Source organism: Streptomyces sp. SM1 (assembly GCF_002910825.1).
Taxonomy (GTDB): Bacteria; Actinomycetota; Actinomycetes; order Streptomycetales; family Streptomycetaceae; genus Streptomyces; species Streptomyces okerensis.
On record NZ_NEUB01000689.1, the window covers coordinates 1 to 6440 of the forward strand.

A 6440-nucleotide genomic window follows, 5' to 3' on the forward strand; every position below is an offset into this window, starting at 1 on the left:
CCCCGCCGCCCAGCAGCGTCGTGGCCAGCAGCAGGCCGGCTCCGCTCCAGAAGACCGCCGTCATTATGGCGCGCAGTCTCCGCCTCGTCGGCGACGGCGACGCCGGGTCGGTTTCGGGGGGAGTGGGGGGACTGGCCGGCATCGGGGGGACCACCTCATTCGGGCACGGCAGCGGGTACGACACGCGGGTGAGCGGGCGGGGCCGTCATCACGCGCAGGGCGCGCACGACGGCCCCGGCCGCTATGACGCCGGGCACGGCTCAGGCCACGCCGCCGGCGACCTTCTTACGGCGCAGCGCGTAGGCGCCGGCGCCGAGGACTCCGAGTGCGGCCAGGCCGCCCGCGGTGACGCCGGGCTGGGCGAGCCCGCCGCCGCCGGTGTGCATGCCGCCGCTCGGCTTGTCGTGCTTCCACTCCTTGTCCTGCTTGCCGCTCCAGGACTCCTCCTTCTGGGAGTCGCCCTTCTCCTTGTACGTTTCGGGGTCGTACTTCGGGTCCTTGGCGGTACCCCAGTCCTCCCCGCTCACGGCGGCCAGGGCCCCGCCGCCCGTGTGCATTCCGCCGTGCGGCTTGTCGTGCTTCCACTCCTTGTCGTGCTTGCTCTCCTTGTCGTGCTTGCTCTCCTTGTCGTGCTCCTTGCTGTAAGAAGAGGTGCCGTGGCCGTCGTCACCGGTGTGGTCGGCATAGGCTGCGGGCGCGGCAAGGGCAAGGGCCGCCGTGGCCGTTGCGGTGGCAAGCACCATGCGGGCAGAGCGCATCGATCCGTCCTTCCGCGGGAGGCCGGGCAGCTGACTCCTCGTCAGCACGGATGTCCCGTTCTCCGGCATGATCCACGGTCGGCCATGCCGCGCGGTCCCACCATCCGGGACGTTCACACGGGTTAACGCCCGTCACCCCGCGGCGGCGCCCCGGTCCTCCTCCCCCCTCCCCGGGACTCTTCCCGGCTCCCTTGCCCACGGCCCGGCGGGCACCTAACCTGAATTTGTGCCGCCAATAAACAAAACCCGATCGCACAGTGTGGTGCCGGGTACCGACCTCGTCCGGCTCCGTCTCGCCCTGACCGCCTTCTTCGCTCTCGACGGCTTCGTCTTCGCCGGCTGGGTCGTACGCATTCCGGCCATCAAGGAACAGACCGGCGCCTCCGCGAGCGCGCTGGGTCTCGCCCTGCTCGGCGTCTCCGCCGGGGCGGTCGTCACCATGACGCTCACCGGCCGCCTGTGCCGCCGGTACGGCAGTCATCTCGTGACCGTCGTCTGCGCGGTCGTGCTCTGTCTCAGCGTCGCCCTGCCTCCGCTGACCCACTCCGCCGCCGCGCTGGGCACCGTGCTCCTGCTGTTCGGCGCCGCCTACGGTGGCATCAACGTCGCCTTCAACAGTGCCGCCGTCGATCTGGTGGCCGCGCTGCGACGGCCGATCATGCCCAGTTTCCACGCCGCGTTCAGTCTGGGCGGCATGATCGGGGCAGGGCTGGGCGCGCTGGTCGCCGGGTCCCTGTCGCCGACGCGGCACCTGTGGGGACTCGCCGCCGCCGGGCTGCTGATCACGGCGTTCGCGGGCCGGGCGCTGATGAGGTGCGAGCCGCTCACCCCGGCGAACTCCGGCCGGACCGAGCGTGCGGTCCCGCGCCGGCTGGACCGGCGCACCCGCGCGCTGGTGATCGTCTTCGGTCTGATCGCGCTGTGCACGGCGTACGGCGAAGGAGCACTGGCGGACTGGGGCGCGCTGCATCTGGAGGAGGACCTCGACGCCTCGCCGGGCGCGGCGGCCGTCGGGTACTCCCTCTTCGCGCTCGCCATGACGATCGGACGGCTCAGCGGGACGACGCTGCTGGAACGGCTGGGCCGGACCCGTACGATCCTCGCCGGAGGCTCCACCGCGGCGGCCGGAATGCTGCTCGGCGCGCTCGCGCCGTCGCTGCCGGTGGCCCTGCTCGGCTATGCGATCACCGGCCTCGGGCTCGCCAACCTCTTCCCCGTGGCCATCGAACGGGCGGGTGCCCTCGCGGGCCCCACCGGCGTGGCGACCGCCTCCACTCTCGGCTACGGCGGCATGCTCCTCGGCCCTCCCGCGATCGGCTTCATGGCGGACTGGTTCAGCCTGCCGGTGGCGCTGACCAGCGTGGCCGTGCTGGCCGCGGTGGCCACCTTCATCGGCTTCGCGACCCGCGACGTGAAGACCGCCTGACTCCGTACGGTCACCCGGTGGCCGTCGGCCGGTCCCGGGTGCGGCCGGCGGCCGGTTCATCGGGGTGGCGGACCGACGGATCAGGGGTGTGGCAGACCGCCGGGGCAGTGGTGCGCCCGTCCGACGCGGATCGGGGCGCGGTACCGGGTACCCGGACACCGGTGTCCACCGGTCCTCCCGTCGGCGGACGCCGGACGTACGACCGCCCGCACATCCCCGGGAGAGACCGTGACCGAGCAGCAGAACCCCGTAGACCGGCATCCGACCCCCGACTTCCCGGCCCAGGACCAGCCGCATCCCGGCTGGACGGGCCCGATGGATCCCCCGCCGGACCACGGCGAGGACTCCTACCGGGGCAGTGGCCGGCTGACGGACCGGAAGGCCGTGATCACCGGTGGGGACTCGGGGATCGGCCGGGCGGTCGCTCTCGCGTTCGCCCGGGAGGGCGCCGACGTGCTCTTCACCTACCTGGACAGCGAGAAGGACGACGCCCAAGAGACCGCGCGCCTGGTGGAGGAGGCAGGCCGGCGGGCCGTGCCCGTCTCGTGCGACGTGCGGGAGGAGGAGAACTGCCGGGCCCTCGTCGAACGCGCGGCGCGGGAGTTCGGCCGGATCGACATCCTGGTGAACAACGCCGCCTACCAGATGTCACAGCCCGACGGCATCGAGGCGATCTCCACCGAGCAGTTCGACCGCGTGCTGCGGACCAATCTGTACGGCATGTTCTGGCTGTGCAAAATGGCGCTGCCGCACATGCGGGAGGGTGCCTGCGTCATCAACTCGGCCTCCGTGCAGGCCTACAAGCCGAGCCCGCACCTGCTGGACTACGCGACCACCAAGGGTGCCATCGTCACGTTCACCCAGGGGCTGGCGCAGATGCTGATCGAGCGGGGGATCCGGGTGAACGCCGTGGCGCCGGGCCCGGTGTGGACGCCGCTGATCCCGGCGACGCTGCCGGACACCGCAGAGTTCGGCAAGCAGGCTCCGATCGGCCGGCCCGCCCAGCCGTCCGAGATGGCACCGGCGTACGTCTTCCTCGCCTCCCAGGAGGCGTCGTACATCACCGCCGAGATCGTCAACGCCACGGGCGGGACCCCGCTGCCATATGCCGGGCGGGCCGCCGTACGGCAGAATCGCCCTCATGGACACTGCCGGATACCTGGAAATCCTCGAGAGGGAGGGCCAGTTGCTGGCCGGTGCCGCGGAGGAGGCGGGTATGACCGCCTCCGTCCCGCCCTGCCCGGGATGGGCCGTGCGGGATCTGCTCGGCCACACCGGCGTGGTGCACCGGTGGGCCGCCGCCTTCGTCGCCGACGGACACACGGCGCCCCGGCCGATGGGTGAGCAGCCGGGACTGGACGGACCCGGGCTCGTGACCTGGTACCGCGACAGTCACCGCCGCCTGGTGGACACCCTGGCCGGCGCGGCGCCCGACACGGAGTGCTTCACCTTCCTGCCCGGCCCGTCCTCCGCGCTCGCGTTCTGGGCCCGGCGCCAGGCGCACGAGACCACGGTCCACCGCTTCGACGCGGAATCGGCGCGCGGCGGCGCCCCGGCCCCGGTCGCCACGGAGTTCGCGGTGGACGGCGTCGACGAGCTGCTGCGCGGCTTCCACGCCCGGCGCGGGAGCCGGGTACGCACCGACCGGCCCCGCGTCCTGCGGGTGCGGGCGACCGACGCGGACGCGGTGTGGACAGCGCACCTGTCCCAGGAGCCTCCCGTCACGACGCGGGACGCGTCCGGGGTCGCGGAGTGCGAACTGACGGGAACAGCACAGGAGTTGTATCTGGCACTGTGGAACCGGCTGCCGCTTCCGGCACTGTCGGGCGATCCGGAACTCGCCGCGCTGTGGCGGGAGACGTCCGCCGTGGTCTGAGCTCCGCGGGCCCGGCCGGCCGGTTTCCGCGGGTGCCGGGCCGGCACCGCACGCCGCCGCACCGGCGGGACCTCGAAGTCGCCCGTGGCCGGTGCTGGTTGCCCGCCGGGTGCGTTCCTGTTTCACTCCTTGGGTGTGTGCGACCAGGGGGTGGGCGTGATGGGGCGCGGAGGGCGGCGGAGTCAGGCCGAGCGGGATGCGATCACCGTGGAGACCGGGTACGCGCTGCTGAGCGCGGCCTTCGCGGCGGCACTCGCCCTCGGGGCCGTGGCGGGGCCGGCGCTGCTCTTCGAACTACCCGGTCCCGTCGAGGTGTTGCTGCTCCGCGGCGGGACGGTGCTCGCGGCCGCCCTGTTCACGGCCCGCACCGTCGCCGTGCTGGTCCGGTTCCGGCGGGCGGCTCAGCCCAGCCAGCCCGGCCGCACCAGCCCCGACTCATAGGCCAGCACCACCAGTTGGCCCGGTCGCGGGCGCCCAGTTTCACCATGGCGCGACTCACGTGGGTCTTCGCGGTGAGCGGACTCACCACCAGGCGGCGGGCGATCTCCTCGTTGGACAGACCGATGCCGACCAGGGCCATGACCTCCCGCTCCCGCTCGGTGAGCCCGGCGAGGGAGCCGGCGGCGGCCGGTTCCTTGGAGCGGGCCGCGAACTCGGCGATCAGCCGGCGGGTCACCCCGGGTGAGAGCAACGCGTCGCCCTCCACCACCTCCCGCACCGCACGCAGCAGTTCCTCCGGCTCCGTGTCCTCGACCAAGGCGGGCCGGGCCGCCACCCCCGGTGCGTCCGCCCGTGGCGCCACCGTCCCGGGGCCCCGCCGACGGGCCCACGCTGCTCGTCCATTGGTAGTCCGGGGCGCGGTGCCTTTTTCGGGCCCGATTCCCCTTTCCCCTTTCAATCCGTGCGTGCGGTTTTCCCGCACACGGCTTACCGATGATCTTCTTGACTAGGTTACGCAGCCTTCGGATAGCGAATCGTGCCACGCAGTCGATACAGGCCGTGCCCGGCAAACCACCCCTCCGCCCATTCCTGCCGCTGGCCACGCCGTAGGTTGCATCCCCGTTTCTTGACCATCAATCTACGGAGCCGCCACACCACGTACTCGTCAGCAGACCGGAACTTCCGGGCAGCATTCCCGGTTCGAAAGTAGTTTCCCCAGCCGCGCAGGATTGGATTCAAGTCCGCGATCACATCACGGATATCCCATCCCGACCGGCGGCGGTCAGTCCGTTCCCGGACCTTGTCCCGGAGTCTCTTCATCGCCGCCTTCGACGGCCAGCGATGCAGGTAGAAGCAAATCTTGCCATACTTCTCCCACATCCTGCCCGAGAATTGGGCTCTGAAGTGGCAGCCGAGGAAATCGAGTCCTTCCCGGCCCTCCCTGAGGTCAACCACCTTCGTTTTATCCGGGAGCAGTCGCAGCCTCAGCGAGCCGAGGATTTCCCCGACCGCTTCCAGAGCAGCCCTGGCCTGGCGGTCCGATCGGCACAAGACGACTCCGTCGTCCGCGTACCGCACCAGTTCACCAACCCCTCGCCGTGTCAACTCGGAGTCCAGAACATGCAGGTAGATGTTGGCCGGCAAGGGCGAGATCACCCCGCCCTGAGGTGTACCGGCAACCGTCCGCCGAACCTCACCATCCACCATCACACCCGCCTGCAACCACAAACGAACCAGCTTGAGAACCCTGCGATCCGACACCCGGCGCCCCACCTCGACGAGAAGCCGATCGTGATCGATCTCGTCGAAGAAGCTTCGGATGTCGAACTCGACAACAAAGTGACACCTCTTGATGAAACCGACTCGAAGTCGCTCCATCGCCTGCGTCGCCGACCGCTTCGGACGGAATCCGTACGAGCACGGAAGGAAGTCCGCCTCGAATACCGGCTCCAACACGATCTTCGCCGCCTGCTGAGCCACCCTGTCCCGAACGGCAGGAATACCAAGTGGCCTCACACCGCCCTGCGGTTTCGGAATATCCACGCGCCTGGCGGGCGCGGGACGATACGTACCTGCACGCAGAGAAGCCTGAAGTTCACCGAGTAAGCGGCCAACTCCATACTCCTTCTCCACGAATACCAGAGTGACTCGATCCACCCCGGCACTTCCACCATTAGCCCGAACTCGTTCCCACGCCTCCCACAGCACATCACCTCTGTGGATACGGTCGTACAGGGCGTGGAACCGCCGCTCCGGCGACTGCTTGGCCGCAGTCCATAGTCCGCGTTGAAGTTTCCGCACTTTCGCCACGGACGCATGTCCGTCCACCACGACGGGGCAAAGCCCGTCGGGGAAGTTGGACCGGGCGGTCCCGGTCATGCCCTCGCGCTTACCCTCGCTACGGACGTGATCAAAGCAGGGGCCCTTTCCTCCCGGCGCG

Annotated in this window: 5 protein-coding genes and 2 pseudogenes; 4 read left to right on the plus strand and 3 right to left on the minus strand. The window is 70.4% G+C overall.

What is annotated here, in order from left to right:
- Positions 1–260: 260 nt before the first annotated feature.
- Complete coding sequence (locus tag B9S61_RS19105; RefSeq protein ID WP_103543361.1) at positions 261–758, minus strand: hypothetical protein; 498 nt, start codon at positions 756–758, stop codon at positions 261–263.
- Positions 759–1020: 262 nt separating this feature from the next.
- Here B9S61_RS19105 and B9S61_RS19110 point away from each other — a divergent pair, with 262 nt between their 5' ends.
- From B9S61_RS19110 to B9S61_RS19125, 4 genes and pseudogenes are all read left to right on the plus strand, one after another.
- Positions 1021–2184, plus strand: a complete 1164-nt coding sequence (locus tag B9S61_RS19110; protein ID WP_103543363.1) for an MFS transporter — start codon at positions 1021–1023, stop codon at positions 2182–2184.
- A 228-nt stretch (positions 2185–2412) separates the two neighbouring features.
- Positions 2413–3288 (plus strand): annotated as a pseudogene (locus tag B9S61_RS19115) (SDR family oxidoreductase); the annotation flags it as partial.
- A 37-nt stretch (positions 3289–3325) separates the two neighbouring features.
- Entirely contained in the window at positions 3326–4060 is a 735-nt protein-coding gene (locus B9S61_RS19120) for a maleylpyruvate isomerase family mycothiol-dependent enzyme (RefSeq protein ID WP_103543364.1), read from the plus strand.
- Positions 4061–4219: 159 nt separating this feature from the next.
- On the plus strand, positions 4220–4501 hold the full coding sequence (locus B9S61_RS19125; protein WP_374936227.1) for a DUF6332 family protein: 282 nt from the start codon (positions 4220–4222) through the stop codon (positions 4499–4501).
- On the opposite strand, the pseudogene B9S61_RS19130 reads toward B9S61_RS19125, so the two are convergent.
- Positions 4462–4817 (minus strand): annotated as a pseudogene (locus B9S61_RS19130) (response regulator transcription factor); the annotation flags it as partial. The gene B9S61_RS19125 and the pseudogene B9S61_RS19130 overlap by 40 nt on opposite strands.
- Before the next feature lie 194 nt (positions 4818–5011).
- On the minus strand, positions 5012–6379 hold the full coding sequence (ltrA, locus tag B9S61_RS19135) for a group II intron reverse transcriptase/maturase (RefSeq protein ID WP_258039738.1): 1368 nt from the start codon (positions 6377–6379) through the stop codon (positions 5012–5014).
- Positions 6380–6440: the final 61 nt, after the last annotated feature.